Origin of the sequence: Bacteroides uniformis, assembly GCF_025147485.1 — a bacterium.
Classification (GTDB): Bacteria; Bacteroidota; Bacteroidia; order Bacteroidales; family Bacteroidaceae; genus Bacteroides; species Bacteroides uniformis.
On record NZ_CP102263.1, the window covers coordinates 667,536 to 684,922 of the forward strand.

Consider the following 17,387-nt stretch of genomic DNA (forward strand, 5'->3'; position numbering starts at 1 on the left):
TACAATGAACAGTACAAAAGTAAGTAAACGCATCCTTGCACTCGACATTCTCCGTGGTGTCACCATCGCAGGTATGATTATGGTAAACAACCCCGGTTCGTGGGGACATATCTATGCCCCCTTGCGGCATGCAGAGTGGAACGGTCTGACCCCCACCGACCTCGTCTTTCCCTTCTTCATGTTTATCATGGGAATTTCCACATACATTTCCCTGAAGAAATACAACTTCGAGTTCAGCCACGCCGCCGGCATGAAGATACTGAAACGCACCATCGTCATTTTCCTTATAGGCATGGCTATCGGCTGGTTCTCGCGTTTCTGCTATTACTGGGCCTCCGCTCCGGACGACCTCAGTTTCGGAGAGAAGCTATGGGCTTCCGTCTGGACATTCGACCGTATCCGTATTCTGGGTGTCATGCAACGGCTGGCCCTTTGCTACGGAGCAGCCTCCATCATTGCACTAACCATGAAGCATAAACATATACCTTATCTGATAGCCGGCCTATTGACAGGCTACTTCATACTGTTGATGTGCGGCAACGGTTTCGCCTATAATGAAACAAACATTCTTTCCGTGGTAGACCGTGCCATCCTGACCCCTGCACACATGTACAAGGATAACGGCATAGATCCCGAAGGTTTGTTAAGCACCATTCCTGCCATTGCACATGTGTTGCTGGGCTTCTGTGTAGGGCGGCTGATGCTGGATGGCAACAAGTCGGAAGACCGTGCCTCATTTCTCAATTCGCAGCTTATCACACTGTTTCTGGTAGGTGTTATCCTTACTTTCTCCGGTTTCCTGCTAAGCTACGGTTGCCCCATCAACAAGAAAATATGGTCTCCTACCTACGTACTCGTCACTTGCGGACTGGCATCCAGTTTTCTGGCATTGCTTATCTGGATTATTGATGTGAAAGGCTATAAGAAGTGGAGCATGTTTTTCGAGGCATTCGGTGTGAATCCGCTGTTCATGTATGTATTGGGCGGCGTACTTAGCATACTTTTCGGTAGTATCAGTTTCCCGTGGGGAAACAGCAGCATCAGCATACACGGATTCTTATACAATATAGTCCTCATGCCCGTTTTCGGTGAAACCGCCGGTTCCCTTGCCTTTGCCCTGCTGTTTATCGCCATTAACTGGTGTATCGGCTACCAGTTGTACAAACGAAAAATATATATCAAAATATAAGGATTAGGGGTTAGTGATTAAGGATTAGTGATTAATGGTAGGTGATACTGTTTCTTAATTATAGGCAACGTATTAATCACTAATCCTTAATCACTAACCCCTAATCCCTAATCATTAAACATTATTTATATGATTCTAATAGCAGACAGTGGCTCTACAAAGACCGATTGGTGTGTTGTAGAGAATGGAGTACTTCTCCAACAGATATTCACGAAAGGGACGAACCCTTTCTTTCAGTCGGAAGAGGAAATCAGTAATGAAATAGCAACAGCGCTATTACCTCAGCTGAAGACAAGTGAGCTGGATGCCGTATACTTTTATGGTGCAGGATGCGGATTTCCCGACAAGATAAGTATGGTGCACCGTGCCATAACCAAACACCTCAGTGTGAAAAATGAAGTGGAAGTCAATACCGATATGCTGGCTGCCGCACGTGGCCTCTGCGGACATGACTCAGGCATTGCCTGCATCATGGGGACCGGCTCCAACTCATGTTATTATGACGGAAAAAGCATTGTCACCAATGTATCTCCTCTGGGATTCATCTTGGGAGACGAAGGCAGCGGAGCCTGCTTGGGCAAACTGTTGGTAGGCGATATCTTGAAAAATCAGATGACACCCGAGCTGAAAGAGAAATTCCTCAAACAGTTCGACCTGACACCTGCTGATATCATCGACCGTGTCTACCGTAAACCTTTCCCCAACCGTTTCCTGGCAAGCTTGTCACCATTTCTTGCACAGAATCTGGGTGAACCTTGTGTACGCGCTCTGGTACTGAACAGCTTTAAGGCATTCCTTAAACGCAATGTCATGCAATATGAAGACTATCAGCATCAAAAAGTACATTTCATCGGTTCCGTAGCCTTCTATTACAAGGAAGTTCTGGCAGAAGCTGCCAAAGAAATGGGTATCCAACTGGGTGCAATCATCAAGAGCCCCATGGAAGGACTCATCAAATATCACAACTGAAAGTGACAAATCGTAAATAGTAAATCGTCAAATAGTAAATAGCCTTATGTTCGTAAAAATCTCAGAGCAACCATCGCTCTACAATGACTTGGAAAAGAAATCAGTCCGTGAAATTCTGGAAGACATCAATACCGAAGACCAGAAAGTGGCGCTTGCCGTACAGAGGGCAATCCCTCAAATAGAAAAGTTGGTAACCCAGATTGTGCCCCGCATGAAACAAGGCGGACGCATCTTCTACATGGGTGCGGGTACCAGTGGACGTCTGGGCGTACTCGACGCTTCGGAAATTCCACCGACTTTCGGTATGCCCCCCACGCTGGTTATCGGCTTGATTGCCGGTGGTGACACTGCATTGAGAAATCCGGTAGAGAATGCCGAAGATGACATTCACCGCGGTTGGGAAGAACTGACGGAACGCAATATTACAGATAAGGATACGGTCATCGGTATTGCTGCATCCGGTACCACCCCCTACGTGATTGGTGCCATGCACGAGGCACGCGAACACGGCATACTGACCGGCTGTATTACCAGCAACCCGGACTCTCCAATGGCAGCAGAGGCAGATGTAGCCATCGAAATGATTGTAGGGCCTGAATATGTGACGGGAAGCTCACGCATGAAATCGGGAACAGGACAGAAAATGATACTGAATATGATTACTACTTCCGTCATGATACAGTTGGGACGCGTGAAAGGCAACAAAATGGTGAATATGCAGCTCAGTAACAAAAAGCTTGTGGACCGTGGTACCCGTATGATTGTAGAGGAACTCGGACTGGACTATGGCAAAGCCAAGGCGCTGCTGTTGATGCACGGTTCGGTGAAAAAGGCAGTGGATGCGTACCGGATTTAGCTATTACTCACTCTTAAATTCCTTTATTATGAAAGCAATATATTTTTTTCTCTTTTCTCTTTGTCTGCAAGCTGCCACCGCGCAACCCTTGCAACGCGTAGCCCCTGAACAAGTGGGAATGGACTCACGCAAGTTGATGTATGCTGACGAAGCGATTGAAACAGCCATCTCCAACAAGGATATTCCCGGTGCCGTACTTGCTGTAGTACGTAACGGCAAGATGGCCTATCTGAAAGCTTACGGCAACAAGCGTATTTATCCCAATGTGGAGCCTATGACTGCCAATACTATCTTTGATATGGCATCTTGCAGCAAATCCATGTCGACCGCCGTATGTACGATGATACTGGCAGAACGCGGCAAGCTCCGTATGCTGGACCCCGTCAGCCTCTACATACCCCATTTCAAGAATTGGGAAAGCGAAGACGGCAAAGAGAAAAAGGTAATCCGCATTGCCGATTTGATGACACACACTTCCGGTCTTCCTCCCTATGCACCGGTAGCCGAGCTAGAAAAGCAGTACGGTTCTCCCAATCCTGATGGGCTTATGGAATATATTGCTACTTGTAAACGCGACTTCAAGCCGCAGACTGATTTTCAATACAGTTGCCTCAACTTCATCACTTTGCAGCACATTATCGAGACTATAAGCGGACAGAGCCTGCGTGACTTTGCACGTGAAAACCTATTTGATGTACTCGGCATGGAGCATACCGACTATCTGCCTTGCCAACGTGATAAGGATGGTAACTGGATTACGATAGTTGACAAAGGAACGAGAAAACAAGGACACAAGGAAAACAACGTAGCCAATTCTCAATTTTCAATTCGCAATTCTCAATTGAATAACATTGCCCCCACTGAAAAGCAACCTAATGGACAAGTTCTCTGCGGACAAGTTCATGACCCGCTGGCACGTGTCATGAACGGAGGTATCAGCGGTAATGCAGGAGTATTCTCTTGTGCTGATGATATTGCCATACTCTGCGCAGCCCTGCAAAACGGAGGTGAATGGAACGGACGCCGCATCCTGAGTCCGCTGGGTGTAAAAGCCATGCGTACTGTGCCACGCACTACCGCCAGTCTGGGACGCACTCTCGGTTGGGATAATTTTACAGCCTATGCCTCCAACAATGGAGATTTGTTTGGTCCTAATACCTATGGGCATACCGGCTACACGGGTACCTCCATCATTATCGATCCGGACAATGACACTTCCGTCATACTCCTTATCAACGCCGTACATCCGGAAGACGGACACAGCGTAGTTCGCCTGCGTTCATTGGTTGCCAACGCTGTGGCGGCTTCCATCTACCCCATTCCGCGTATTTATACAGACCATTACTACAAACGTTTCCTACAGTTTATGGATGAGCCTGCCATTACAAGCAAGGACATCGTCATGCTTGGCAATAGCCTGACTGAAGGTGGCGGTGACTGGTCTGCCCGTCTTGGTAAGAAGAATGTACGTAATCGCGGCATCATCGGTGATGAAGTGATGGGTATCTATGACCGCCTGCATCAGATACTTCCCGGACATCCCGCCAAGCTGTTCCTGCTTATCGGAGTCAATGACATTTCCCATGACTTGGCACCAGACAGTATTGTAGACATGATTCGCATGACGGTGGAACGCATCCGGAAAGAATCTCCCGACACAAAACTCTACCTACAAAGCCTACTCCCTTTCAATGAAAGTTTCGGCCGATACAAAAAACTGACTGGAAAGACAGATATGGTTCCTGAAATCAACTCCCGTCTGGAGGCGTTTGCCAAAGAGGAAGGCATTGCCTATATCAATCTTTTTCCACTATTTACAGAGAAGGGAACAAATGTACTACGCAGTGAGTTGACCGGCGACGGACTGCATTTGAATGAGGATGGATACAAAATCTGGGTAAAGGCCATTAAGAAGAAAATATAAAACGAACCAGTCTCCGAACGTCTGCCACACTACCAACAGGCTAAAGAAGACATCTCTCCATTAACTAGATTCCCCCTGCCATAGACATCTATAGCAGGGGGAATTCTTATATTCGGGGCGTTTCGGCACACACCCTCTTTTATCTCATTCGGCAAAGCTAACCAGTTGCAAGTCAAACGTCAACAGAGAGCCTCCGGGGATTGTATTTGTAGAATAAGGAGCAGTATAATCATTTATACCATATCCGCTTTGATAAGGGATATACAACATCCACCGCTCACCCATCCGCATAAGCTGCAAGGCAGCTGCCCAACCGGCAACGACACCCGAAACTTCAAAATCCACGAATGAATCAAAAACCGTAGGTTCTTTTACCGGAGGAATAGGTATATCGCGGTCAATAGCACTATAACCGTCAAAGCAACCGTCGAATTCTTCGCCATTCACATAAGTCCCATAATAATAAGCATTCACCTTTGAATGATAACCCGTATACAACGGGCGTTCACCCGTCTCATTCTTCACAAGCTTCTTGCAATAGACATACTGAGCACCTTCAGAAGTGCTTGCAGTCGTCTGTATGGCATACAGTTTCCCGAGTTCCATAGCATCGGCCTGCTCTGCTGTGGCGACATAATTCTCGCCAGTCAGCCTTTTTATCGAGTCAACAAAAGCCTCGCCGCGTTCTCTCCAATTATCATACTTTCCAGCCTCTTCCACTTCTTCACAAGAGATAAAAGCACCCACCAGCAACAGCAAGAAAGGCAAAAACAAAAGGGACTTTTTCATTTACTATTTTACTATTTTACTATTTACTATTTCAGTTTGTTCACGCACCGGTCTATTCCATAACCGCTTTATTGCAAGGTTTTCAGCAACGATGTGATGCTTACACGGTCTGCAATAATATTATTCAGTTCAGAGATAGCCACGCGCTCTTGCTGCATGGTGTCACGATTACGCAGTGTCACACAGTTATCTTCCAAAGTCTGATGATCCACGGTGACACAGTACGGAGTACCAATGGCATCCTGGCGGCGGTAACGCTTACCAATAGAATCTTTCTCATCATACTGACAATGGAAGTGGAACTTCAGATTGTCAATGATTTCGCGCGCTTTTTCGGGCAGACCATCTTTCTTTACCAACGGCATTACGGCCAGTTTCACCGGTGCCAGTGCAGCAGGCAACTTCAAGACAACACGGGATTCACCGCTATCCAACGTCTCTTCACAGTAGGAAGCAGACATGATGCTGAGGAACATGCGGTCTACACCGATACTAGTCTCGATGACATACGGGGTATAGCTTTCGTTGGTTTCCGGATCGAAATACTTGATGTTCTTGCCGGAGAACTTCTCATGCTGGGACAAGTCGAAATTTGTACGGCTGTGAATACCCTCTACTTCCTTGAAACCGAAAGGCATCAAGAACTCGATGTCTGTAGCAGCATTAGCGTAGTGGGCCAGTTTGTCGTGGTCGTGATAACGGTAATGGTCATCACCGAAGCCCAGCGCCTTGTGCCATTTCAGGCGAGTAGCCTTCCAACTCTTGAACCAGTCAAGCTCTGTACCCGGCTTCACAAAGAACTGCATTTCCATCTGCTCGAACTCGCGCATACGGAAGATGAACTGGCGGGCTACAATTTCGTTACGGAAAGCCTTACCAATCTGGGCGATACCGAAAGGAATCTTCATGCGACCGGTTTTCTGTACATTAAGGTAATTTACGAAGATACCTTGTGCCGTTTCCGGGCGAAGGTATATCTTCATGGCACCATCGGCGGTAGAGCCCATTTCAGTTGAGAACATCAGATTGAACTGGCGTACCTCTGTCCAGTTCTTTGTGCCACTGATAGGGCAAACGATTTCTTCGTCAAGGATAATCTGACGGAGTTCGTCCAGATTATTATCGTTCAAAGCCTTGGAAAAACGTTCATGCAAGGCATCACGTTTGGCCTGGTGTTCCAGCACACGACCGTTGGTACTGCGGAACTGAGCCTCATCGAAAGCCTCACCAAAACGCTTGGCAGCTTTGGCCACTTCTTTGTTTATCTTGTCATCGTACTTAGCAAGCTGGTCCTCTATCAACACATCGGCACGATAACGTTTCTTGGAATCGCGGTTGTCAATCAAAGGGTCATTGAAAGCATCTACGTGTCCGCTGGCTTTCCAGATGGTGGGGTGCATAAAGATTGCTGAGTCGATACCGACAATATTTTCGTGCAGCAGCACCATACTCTGCCACCAGTATTGCTTGATGTTATTTTTCAGTTCCACACCCATCTGACCATAGTCATACACAGCTCCCAGTCCATCATAAATCTCGCTGGAAGGGAACACAAAACCATATTCCTTACAGTGTGATACGAGTTTCTTAAAAACGTCTTCTTGTGCCATTTTCTGTTGTATCTAAATTAATTTGAATCTTATTTTCAGCTAAAAAGCGCCACAAAGATAGGGATTTATATCGTAAGTAGGACACGGAGGGTATTAATTTATCTTATTACCAAATAAAAGAAGAAGCTACCTCATAACTCCGAGGCAGCTTCTTTCCCAATTTTACCCAATTACAATTAATTTACCTAAGCACTACAAATCAACCTAATCACAACCAAGAATAATATTATACTCACCTTCAGCGTTTTATCGTATTAACAGTCTCTTGTGGTTTCAATATGTCATTTGTTTTTTCCACAACTGATACCACATCAACATCAAGTACAGCCTTAATATCCTTGGAAGAGGTTCCAATCAAAAACTTATAATTTCCAGCATCCACTACCCATGAAGAAGAAGCTTCATCATAAGAAGCCAAATCCGTAGTGTTCAGTTTCAAAGTGGCAGTAACAGTCTCACCTGGCCTCAATTCCTTAGTTTTGGTAAAAGCTTTAAGTTCTTTTTCCGGTTTGTTCATCTGAAACCTATTGGGAGCGGAGACATAAAGCTGAACAACCTCTTTCCCTGCAAACTTACCAACATTCTTCACATCAATAGAAACAGAATATATACCATTATCAACTTTGACAGACGGATTGACATACTCGAATGTTGTATACGAAAGACCATAGCCGAAAGGATAAGACACTTGCTTTCCGAAACTATCGAAATAGCGATAACCGACAAAAATATCTTCTTCATAATCCGTATAGTCTACATTCTTCACTGAAGAGCTTTTGTCCTCCTTATTCCTCACATCTGTATTAGCCCTAGCATCCATAGGAAAATTGGTCGAAGAAGCAACGTCCATCAACTTGTTCGGGAAAGTCATTGTCAACTTACCCGATGGAGATACCTTACCGCTCAACACATCCGTCACACTATTTCCACCCTCCTGTCCTGCCTGCCAAGCCAGCAAAATAGCATCCGGTAGTTTTTTCCAAGAAGCTGTTTCAATTACACCTCCGATATTCAATACCACCACCACTTTCTTCCCAGCAGCATGGAAAGCTTGGCTGACGGACTTCAGCAGTTGCAATTCTTCCTCACTCAGTTCAAAATCACTGACATTACGGTCTACAAATTCACCGGAAGTACGTCCCAGCGTAACCAATGCAACATCCGCTTTAGCAACTTGTTCTGACAACACCTTTGTAGTAGGGATAAGTTCTGTCGGGCGAGGTACCGGCATAAATCTGGAGAAAGGCTGAGACGAGTCAGGAGTATTTTTCTTATTCTCGGCCTCAATATACTGTTCATAATCGGCCTTCAATGCTTCATCTATCTGGTATCCAGCATTCTTCAAACCATCCAATAATGAGACTGTATAGGCACGATTCACATTACCTGAGCCGGTACCTCCTGCTATGAAATCATAGGAAGTACACCCGAAAAGAGCTATATTTCTGACCTTCCTTTCAAATGGCAAGGTTTCGTTATTATTCTTCAACAAAACCATTCCTTCAGTCGCTGACTGGCGGGTAACTGCTGCGTGCGCCTTCAAATCAGGTTTATTGGAATATTTGTATTCTTTAAAATGAGGAGTTTGGAGAATAAGTTCAAGAACACGCTTCACATTACGATTCAGTATGGATTCATCCAATTTTCCGGATTTCACCCCTTCGATAATCATATCATACTGGTTAGCCCTTCCCGGTTGGAGCATATCATTACCTGCTATCATCTGAGCCACGGCATCCTTCCCTCCAAACCAGTCAGTTACCACCATACCCTCGAAATTCCACTCATCACGCAATAAAGTGGACAGCAAGTCTGTATTCTCAGAAGCATAGGTGCCATTAATATGATTGTAAGAGGACATTACTGTCCATGGTGCCGATTCCTTCACTGCAATTTCGAACCCCTTCAAATAGATTTCCCGTAAGGCACGAGGAGTGATACGAGCATCATTAGCATTCCGATTGGTTTCCTGGTTGTTAACAGCAAAATGTTTGATGGAAGTTCCCACTCCGTTGCTCTGTATCCCTCTAACATATGCAGCAGCTATCTTGCCAGACACCAACGGGTCTTCGGAATAATATTCAAAATTACGCCCGCACAAAGGATTCCGATGGATATTCAAAGCAGGAGCCAGTAAAACATCCGCACCATATTCCAACACTTCATTACCAATTGATTTTCCAACTTCCTCTACCAAATCCTGATTCCAAGTAGAAGCAAGTAACGTACCGATAGGAAAATGTGTACAATAATAAGTAGCAGAATCCCCTTCGCGGATAGGATCTATACGTAAACCTGCAGGTCCATCAGCCAACACAATGGCAGGAATTCCCAAACGGGGTATCGGATAAGTAGTACCTGCTGCACCGGGAACCAACTTCTTTGTAGTGCCAATCACCGTACTGTCACCCGAAGTACCCACCATTCCGGTACCGATAACCAAATGTGCCTTTTCTTCCAAAGTCATGGCACCAATAACATCCTCAACAGAATCTTTACCCAATTGAGGAGCCGCAGGGCCACAAGCGCTCAACACGCCTGCAGCCAACAGCAAATAAAACAGTTGTTTTTTCATAGCCTAGTCAGATTTATTTAAACAACTTGGGAGCAAATACAGAGAGATAAATACGCCAGCAGGTCCATACATGTCCACCAGGAGTTTCCATAAACTCATATTTATATCCTTTTTTATCCAAATCAGCGCGATAAGCTGCATTGTTTCTATAAAGAAAATCGTCTTTACCGATACCCAACCAGTAAAGTTTGGGAGCCTTATCAAACTGAACAGCTAACTTTTTATCCATATCCTGATAAACCGGACTATTTTTCTGACCTGCACTCTGGACATTAAGGGCCGCAGAGAATAAACCTACATAGTCGAACATATCAGGATAGTTCAAAGAAATATTGGCAGAATGAAAACCACCCATTGAAAGCCCCGCAATAGCACGATGAGCTTTGTCCGCTTGTACACGATAATTACTTTCTACAAACGTGATAATCTCAGGGAAATAGGCTTCAAAAGCACCGTCCATGGTTCCATTCTTCATATGGTAAGGTTTATAGTATCCCAGACTACTCTCACCAGGTGCAGCCTCCATGGCAGCATGCCCATTGGGCATCACAACAATCATCGGTTCAGCCTTGCCTTGTGCAATCAAATTATCGAGAATCTGTGCAGCACGTCCAAAAGTTGTCCACTCATCTTCATCCCCTCCCATACCATGCAATAAATAGAGTACCGGATACTTCCTATCACCGGATTGTTCATAACCTGCCGGCGTGTAGATATTGATACGGCGATCCATTTTCATACCATCAGAGTGATACCAACGATGGGCCAATGTTCCATGAGGAACTTTATTTACCTTATATAAATCTGCCTTACCATTCCCTACAATAAACACATTGCTTGTGGTAGCAAAGTCACGATAGACATAAACATTGTTAGGGTCTATAGTCGGCACACCATCTACCATGAATTCATAGCTATAAAGTTCTGAATCCAACGGCTTGGTAGTATAGGTCCAAATTCCTTCTGAATTCTTTGTCATGTCTATCAAACCTGCTCCCACCATACCTCCAATGTGTTGTCCCTCCGCCTTTTCGGCAAAGTCACCGGCAATCTGCACCTTTTGGGCATCAGGAGCCTTAAAGTTAAAAGTCACTGTGTTATCTTTGTTCACAATTGCAGACTCGAGGTCTTGCGCTACAAACAAATTCTGCTGGGCAGACATTTGCAGTCCACAGGCTGCCATAAATGCGGCCAATATAATCTTTTTCATTTCAGTTCTTCAAATTAAAGTTCATTGATTCAAGTTCATTCTGCCACTGTAATAATCAGACGATGATAGCGGTTCATCTGTGGCGTACCGTTATCCGTAGCTTCCAAAATCAAGTGGATGGTATCACCGGGGTTGGCATCAGCCGGAACAGTAAAAGTTGTATTTGCAGAAGCAGGGTCATCTACCGCTACTTTGCCCCGATATGTACCGGCTGACACATATTGCCACCATTTAATGGTAAGGGCATCCTTATCCGGATCGGTTACAGTGTATTTAAGTTTCAGCTTCTCACCCGGCTTGGCACTCATGGCAAGCGCCCCTTTTATCACCGGTTCATGATTTGCGTCGGCATAGTTTGGAGTGACCGACCATTTAAAACGGGCAGCCAATCCATTCATTACCGGAGCAGTGAAGTCGGGCAAAGGATAGTGCTCGGCTCTATACTTTATCTGTTCCATGCGCGGAAGATTCTTCACCGAATCGGGAAGGACGGTTCTTCCACCGCACCATCCCCCATAAGTGGGGTCTTCGTGACCACGCAGGCCGTTACCTATCAAATTCAGGAAACAGTAAGTGTCGCCTTCAGCCAGATAGGACCCTTTCGGCTGGATTCCGGTCCAAACCACATAGCCTTGCTTTTTCAATTCATCAACCGTATAACCCGACAAACCGAAGAAATCGAACTTATCACCTTTCACCATCTGCTTACCGTCTCCCCAGACCCGATACATCTCGCCGAAAGGACCTTTACTGCGGATGTTCTCCTGCATCCATTCCGGAGAGTAGAAAATCTGATTTTCCTTGGAGGCTCTTAACTGTGCATTATAAGCCAGGCCGACTGTCATGCCCCCCATCTCCATTTGTCTGAGTTCCGGCCAGAAAGGTCGGATATACCGTGCATACGTATCATCCTGATCACCCGAAAGGGAAAGGACCACTTTTCCTATTATCTTCTCACGGATGCCTTTCCAGGCATCGGTATGCTCATAAATATCCTGAATGGACTTCAAGGCACGGGCGATGGTGCTGCCACCTCCCCAAGCATTGATGAATACCGGATCCGTACAATCATCGAGCAATACAGCTTTAATCAGCTCCGACCCCGGAGTGTCCTTGGAAATATCACCGTCGAACTCGATATTACCGATACGCACTTTAGACTTCAGGTATTCGGGAGTCGGATAAGACGAGTCGTGCACTTTCAGATTGGGATATACTTTCTCATAAGCTTCCACAGCATCGTCAATGAAACGTTCATCCGGATCCCAACGCCAACTTTCCATCGGTCCGTAGTCTATGCCATTACGGGAATATTCACGTCCCGGCACATACCACTTCGTGCCGTGCCCGTCACCTTTCCAATGGAACTGGCTGCTGGCATAAATCAAGCCTTCCACACGGAAATCCGTACTGAAAAGCAGGAAACGTATCAAAGAGTTCAGGTCATCAAGTTCCGGGTCACAAGTAATGATGACACGCGGTTTTGACGATTTTTCACCGGGCGTCTGCTGTCCGCTCATGCAAACCGGCATCACAGCCATAAGGCCTGATAGGAATAAGCATTTTAATTTATTCATAAACTAAGTTTTATTGATTAATTACCAACCCGGGTTCTGGGTCATATTCTTATTGACATTCATTTCAGTGGCAGGGAACGGAAGCAGTTCATGCTTACCACTCTTGAAGCCGGCAGAAGCATTTTTCTGCTCATCCCAGCTTACACGGCCGTCTTTGTAAAGAGCCGGTCTTTCCTGCCCTCTCTTGGCAAGTACCGTAGCAGCATCACCCCACCGAATCAAATCCTGGTAACGGCAGCCTTCCATCCAAAGCTCCAGACGCTTCTCCTTCTTGATATCATCCATAGAAACGTTGCCCAATGCAGGCAACTGGGCACGGTCACGCACTTTATTCACATATCCGGCAGCCTTACTTGCATTTCCGGACTGAAGACTCGCTTCAGCAGCAAGCAGCAGAACCTCGGCATAACGCATGGCACGGGTATTGTTAGGACAACGCAACCACCAATAGTTGATGACATCTGCTTCATAAACACGGTATTTCCAGCTGAAGTAACCGGCATTGTCCGGCATATAAGCTATGGCATTGCTCAATGAGATACCCATATCCTCCATTTGCCGGTATGTCTTGATAGAGGCATTCAACCGATAAGTATCTCCCATTTCGACAAACGCATCGTAGCTTTCCTTCGTCGGATTAAAAAATCCCCAGCCTCCATGAGAATAGATTTGAGTAGGCTCATTGAATGCAAGCATGTCTCCACGCCAATGCACATATACCCAAATCATGTTACTCATAATGCCGGTAACATTGTTGGCGTCGTAAACATAATTACTTTCAAACAGACTTTCACAATTCGCCTCGCCTTTGGTAGTCTGGATATTCTCATAATCACTGTAAAGGTCGTACTTCCCGCTATTGATTACCTCATCCAAAACTGTAACAGCAGCACCATAATTCTTCTGGAATACGTATGCCTTGCCCAACAAGGCTTGTGCAAATTGTTTGGTGATACGATAGGTAAAGTTGTCCAAGCTTGTCTTTTCCTCCAAATTGCCACTGTTGACAGCTTCGGTCAAATCTTGGTTCACCAATGCCCAAAGCGCCTCTGTATTACCATTTGCCTGGGAATATTCGTTTGCTTTCAACGGATGGTCCACCAACGGCGGAGTTCCCCAAAGACTGATCAATTCGATGTAGGACATCGCACGGAAAACCTTTGCCTCTGCACGTGCACGAAGCTTAACCTCAGAATCATCGCCTACATACTGCAAAACAATGTTGGCGGCATAAATCACTTTATAAAGATTCGTATACAACGTTTTAATATGGGAAAAATCAGAGTCGAACGTATAGGTCGACAGCAACTGCGCACTGGCAGCCGTCCAGCTTTCCCCTGCCGAATAGCAATCGTCAGAAAGAAGATTCTTCAGCCAGAACGCAGGCTCATAGGTGTCCTTCCAATTGCTATAGCAGGCTATAATGGCTTCTTCCGCATCGGCATCCGTTTTATAGAAATTTTCGAAAGTGCTTACCCCATGCTGCGAAATATCCAGATTGTCCTCACAAGAGGAAAAGAAAGTGCAGCCGGCAAGTAACAGACTTGATAAAATATATTTTGCTTTCATATTTCGTATTGAATTAAAGATTAAAATACTACGTTAAGACCGAGCACGACTTTCTTGCTGGACGGATAAGAGCCCATATCCAAACCCATCGCATTGCCTGTACTCGTAAATTCAGGATCAAATCCGGGATATTTGGTAAATGTGAAGAAGTCGTCTAAAGAACAATACAAACGAAGGTTACTCAAACCCACCTGCTTCAACAAATTCTTAGGCAGGTTATAGCCCAACTGTATCTGCTTGATTTTAAAATATGAGCCGTCGAATACAAATTTGGAGCTCTTTAAATACTTATCATAATTGCTGGGATTGGAACGGGCATATTTTGCATTGTCTCCCACAGCAATCCACCGTCCGTCATAGAATTCCTTCAAGGTATTCGCTTTCATACGGGAAGTACGGTTATAGCCGGCAAACACATCATTGCCATGAGAACCGGAACCAAAGATTGTCAGGTCAAGGCCTTTCCAGGCAGCTGTCAAAGTAATACCATAAGTAAAGTCGGGAATGGCAGAACCGATCTCTGTCTGGTCGGCATCTCCAATAATGTCATCATCATTCTTGTCTTTGAACATTGGGTCACCCGTTTGCGGATCAATACCCGTGCACTCATAACCGCGCATGTACCAAATGGGATGTCCTTCTTCAAAATAATTCATAGTGCCGATACCTGCACTTGTTGTACTGGCAATACGCTCCAATGTTTCATGAAGATAAGTTACTTTATTCTTCAAAGTAGCGATGTTAGCTTTTACACTATAACTGAAATCTTTGATATGATCACGCCATGAGAGTTCAAACTCAAATCCGCTGTTCTTGACATTTCCCGCATTCATAGGTGAAGTAGTGTTACCCACAATCAAAGAAGGAGTAATACCGGTTACAATCAAGTCTTTGGTTTTCTTCTCATAATAGTCAAATCCGAAGCTCAAACGGTCATTCAGCATCCGGAGGTCGATACCCAAGTCTATCTGTTCGGAAGTTTCCCACTTCAAATCATAGTTACCGGTTGCAGATGGCAACGAACCTGTTTCATAAGACACATCACCTGACATCGGATAATTGATTCCAGACAAAATCGTAGCATCATACATATAGTCTGCCAAACCGGCGATACTACCATTCTGTCCCCAGCTTGCACGCAACTTCAAATGAGAGATTGACTTGAGGTTTTCCATAAATTTCTCGTTGGAAAGTACCCAGCCGACAGACACAGCCGGGAAATAGCCCCAACGTTTCTGCAAAGGAAGGATAGACAAGTCGGCTGCATCCGCACGAAGGGTGAATTGGGCAAAATACTTGCCTGCATAGTCATAAGATGCCCGGCCAAAGTAAGAAAGATTGGCATACCTCCGCTTCTCTCCACCACTTACCGTACGAGTGGCAGTACCGGTCCGAAAAGCAAAATAGGCATAATTGGGATCCAACTTGGTAATACCCAAATCAACCTTGTCGCCGGAACGGCTACCATTGATTCCTCCCGTCACTCCAAAGGAAGTATTGGAAGAATAGGACATACCAAGCATCACGTTTACATTGTGCTTATCTGCAAATGTCTTGGTATAGTTGGCAAAGTTTTCCCATTGCCAGTACGTGGTGTTGGAGCTTGTCGCACTTACCGATACATAGTCCTGATAAAGGTCAGAGCAAGTAATGTTAGGCATAACATAGCCGTAGGAATTGCTGTAAGTATAACGGTATCCCAAACGTGAAGTGATGACCAACTCTTTGATCGGAGTAAAATCCAGATAAGTGGAACCGCTGAATACAAAACCATCCCTTTTCGTTGTGCCACGGTCACGCATGATATACGGATTGATATTATTGGAGTCGCCATAAGGGGAAATGGAATAATAATCACCATTGGCATTCTGAAGCAGAGTATGTCCCTGATTCATATAGTTAATCATAGTGTCGGGCAGTTTGTCCGGTGCATAGGTGACCGGCGTCAGAGGGTCAAGCTGAATGGCAGACAGCATCAGAGAACCGGTTGCCGAACCTTCGCTTACAGACTGTACATGATAACGGGAAAATGAATTGTTTGTCGTGAACTTCAACCAATCCTTTATTTTATAATCTGCATTGACAGTGCCGGTAATGCGGTCAAAAACATCCTTATTGCCAACAATGGGACCATTATTACTTAAATAAGAGAGTGAGGCGAATAATGAGCCATTATCATTGGCACCTTGGAAATTGACATTGTGACGCTGCATCATGGATGATTCAAATGTCTCTTCTATCCAATCGGTATTTGTCTTTCCATCCCAATACCTATCTATTGTTTCTCTGGGAATAAGATTACCTTCAGTCATATAATTGACATATTCCTGAGCATTCAGAATATCAGGAGTACGACCTAAAGACTGGGAGGACAACTGGAAATCATAAGAAATACGACGAACTCCTTTTTTTGCCTTCCGGGTGGTAATCAAGACAACACCATTACCGGCCTGGGCACCATAGATAGCAGCAGAAGCAGCATCCTTCAACACCTCCATACTCTCAATATCATTCGGATCGAGGTTACTGATGTCTTTCGTACGCAAACCATCGACCACATACAAAGGATCTGAACTGGCATTACTGCTATATCCACGGATACGAATGGCGGGATTCGAACCAGGAGCCGCAGATGCAGAAATAATTTGCACACCGGCTGTTTTACCCTGCAGGGCCTGCTCAGCATTGGTTATGGTACGATTTTCAAAATCTTCTGCTTTTACGGAAGAAATCGCCCCTGTTACGGAACTTTTCTTCTGTACACCATATCCTACAACAACCACTTCATCCAAAGTCTTGCTATCTTCCTTCAGTATAATATTCATAGTACCTGCAACGGCTTTCTTTTCCTGGGTCACATACCCGATATACGAAAAGACAATAGTGGAACCCTCGCTCGCTGATAAGGTATAATTGCCATCCAAATCAGTTATAACACCATTTGTCGTTCCTTTTTCCAATACACTTACACCAATCATCGGTTCATTAAGTTCATCGGTGATTCTGCCAGATACACTTACATGTTTCTGTGCAAAAACAGATGTCATACCTACCAAAAGGAACAGCACCAAGACCATTAACCTTTTCTGTTTAATTTGTCTTACAATCGTTTTCATTTA

Annotated in this window: 11 protein-coding genes; 4 read left to right on the top strand and 7 right to left on the bottom strand. The window is 45.1% G+C overall.

Annotated elements, in window-relative coordinates; all coding sequences use genetic code 11:
* Window positions 1-4: 4 nt before the first annotated feature.
* The 4 genes from NQ510_RS02680 (at window position 5) to NQ510_RS02695 (ending at window position 4,938) form a co-directional block, all read left to right on the top strand.
* Window positions 5-1,189 (top strand): acyltransferase family protein, encoded by a 1,185-nt coding sequence (locus tag NQ510_RS02680; protein WP_005824978.1) that lies wholly within the window; start codon window positions 5-7, stop codon window positions 1,187-1,189.
* A gap of 129 nt (window positions 1,190-1,318) precedes the next feature.
* On the top strand, window positions 1,319-2,158 hold the full coding sequence (locus tag NQ510_RS02685) for a BadF/BadG/BcrA/BcrD ATPase family protein (RefSeq protein WP_005824980.1): 840 nt from the start codon (window positions 1,319-1,321) through the stop codon (window positions 2,156-2,158).
* A 46-nt stretch (window positions 2,159-2,204) separates the two neighbouring features.
* Window positions 2,205-3,014, top strand: a complete 810-nt coding sequence (gene murQ, locus NQ510_RS02690; RefSeq protein ID WP_005824981.1) for an N-acetylmuramic acid 6-phosphate etherase — start codon at window positions 2,205-2,207, stop codon at window positions 3,012-3,014.
* Between the two features lie 28 nt (window positions 3,015-3,042).
* Entirely contained in the window at window positions 3,043-4,938 is a 1,896-nt protein-coding gene (locus NQ510_RS02695; RefSeq protein WP_005824982.1) for a serine hydrolase, read from the top strand.
* Between the two features lie 144 nt (window positions 4,939-5,082).
* On the opposite strand, the gene NQ510_RS02700 is transcribed toward NQ510_RS02695, so the two are convergent.
* The 7 genes from NQ510_RS02700 to NQ510_RS02730 all read right to left on the bottom strand — a co-directional run bounded on the left by NQ510_RS02700 (window position 5,083) and on the right by NQ510_RS02730 (window position 17,345).
* Window positions 5,083-5,727: an FKBP-type peptidyl-prolyl cis-trans isomerase gene (locus NQ510_RS02700; RefSeq protein ID WP_005824983.1), complete on the bottom strand. Its 645-nt coding sequence runs from the start codon at window positions 5,725-5,727 to the stop codon at window positions 5,083-5,085.
* A 68-nt stretch (window positions 5,728-5,795) separates the two neighbouring features.
* Window positions 5,796-7,337, bottom strand: a complete 1,542-nt coding sequence (locus tag NQ510_RS02705; RefSeq protein WP_005824984.1) for a glycine--tRNA ligase — start codon at window positions 7,335-7,337, stop codon at window positions 5,796-5,798.
* A gap of 238 nt (window positions 7,338-7,575) precedes the next feature.
* Complete coding sequence (locus NQ510_RS02710) at window positions 7,576-9,912, bottom strand: beta-glucosidase (RefSeq protein ID WP_005824986.1); 2,337 nt, start codon at window positions 9,910-9,912, stop codon at window positions 7,576-7,578.
* 13 nt (window positions 9,913-9,925) lie between these two features.
* Window positions 9,926-11,122: an esterase gene (locus tag NQ510_RS02715; RefSeq protein WP_005824987.1), complete on the bottom strand. Its 1,197-nt coding sequence runs from the start codon at window positions 11,120-11,122 to the stop codon at window positions 9,926-9,928.
* A 35-nt stretch (window positions 11,123-11,157) separates the two neighbouring features.
* On the bottom strand, window positions 11,158-12,699 hold the full coding sequence (locus NQ510_RS02720; RefSeq protein ID WP_005824988.1) for a DUF1593 domain-containing protein: 1,542 nt from the start codon (window positions 12,697-12,699) through the stop codon (window positions 11,158-11,160).
* A 21-nt stretch (window positions 12,700-12,720) separates the two neighbouring features.
* Window positions 12,721-14,268, bottom strand: a complete 1,548-nt coding sequence (locus tag NQ510_RS02725; RefSeq protein WP_009037748.1) for a RagB/SusD family nutrient uptake outer membrane protein — start codon at window positions 14,266-14,268, stop codon at window positions 12,721-12,723.
* Between the two features lie 20 nt (window positions 14,269-14,288).
* Window positions 14,289-17,345: a SusC/RagA family TonB-linked outer membrane protein gene (locus tag NQ510_RS02730; protein ID WP_016272477.1), complete on the bottom strand. Its 3,057-nt coding sequence runs from the start codon at window positions 17,343-17,345 to the stop codon at window positions 14,289-14,291.
* Window positions 17,346-17,387 lie beyond the last annotated feature (42 nt).